We start from the raw sequence: 834 nt of genomic DNA, 5'->3' as shown, positions 1-834 counted from the left end.
TTTTGCATGTATAAAAAGATTCGGATCATGAAGCTAAAATACTATGGAGTGTTTTAGGTTGTGACAAAAGGTACACGATCAAAAGCGATATCAATGTAATCTTTCAACATCAAGATCATGAAAACGTTTTAAAAAAGCGTTCTCAATTTTCGTTGTGGAGCATGGTTGCAAATTGAGTCCTTCGGGTGAAATATTATTTGGGTGACCGAAATAGCGAAGGGCTTCTTCTGTATTAAATCCGGCAAGAATAATAGATTCATGAAATGCAGCAATGCGATCAGCTTGTTTGATTTTTTTTAAGAGTTTTTGAGAGGGAGCAACGGGGAGAGAAAAGCGCATATGTATAGCATCTTGTATACGTTTTTCAATGAGTTCATATTGTTTTCCTATAACAGCTTTAAAGGGTGAAATTATAACACCGATGACATACTCTGGTGCATCATGAAGAAGAGCACAAAGGCATTCATTGTTCTGCGATTGTGGAAAAAGTTTCTGAAATATTTGTTCTACCAAGAGTGAATGTTGTGCAACAGAATAGGCATATTCTCCTTGTGTTTGACCGTTCCAACGTGCGACGCGAGCTAGTCCATGAGCAATATCTTCGATTTCGATATCGAAAGGAGAGGGGTTTAGAAGATCAAGTCGCCGGCCAGAAAGCATTCTTTGCCAAGCGCGCGCTTCTCCATTTTGTGATAATTGAGCTTTAGCCATTAGTGAGTTTACACAGTGCTTTCAGGGAAAGTAAAATTCATATTTTCAGCAATACTTATAGTGACAGGAACATCTTTTACTGTAAAGGGAGTATTATGATCCATTGCATCTTTGATGTGGTCA

1 protein-coding gene and 1 pseudogene are annotated in these 834 nt (G+C 38.0%); both read right to left on the bottom strand.

Annotated elements, in window-relative coordinates:
* Nucleotides 1–90: 90 nt before the first annotated feature.
* The gene (locus tag ACFIO5_RS11115; RefSeq protein ID WP_375705437.1) at nucleotides 91–711 is read right to left on the bottom strand and encodes an HD domain-containing protein; all 621 of its coding nucleotides are present in this window, start codon (nucleotides 709–711) and stop codon (nucleotides 91–93) included.
* A gap of 8 nt (nucleotides 712–719) precedes the next feature.
* Nucleotides 720–834: pseudogene (locus ACFIO5_RS11110) on the bottom strand (CAF17-like 4Fe-4S cluster assembly/insertion protein YgfZ); the annotation flags it as partial.

Source organism: Bartonella sp. AA86SXKL, from assembly GCF_042196885.1.
The sequence above is the reverse complement of the archived record's forward strand: the minus strand, read 5'-3'. Positions and strand labels throughout refer to the sequence as shown.

Excerpts from the sequence above, each read along its gene's own strand:
- ACFIO5_RS11115 (WP_375705437.1), bottom strand. The coding sequence starts at position 711 with ATGGCTAAAGCTCAATTATCACAAAATGGAGAAGCGCGCGCTTGGCAA.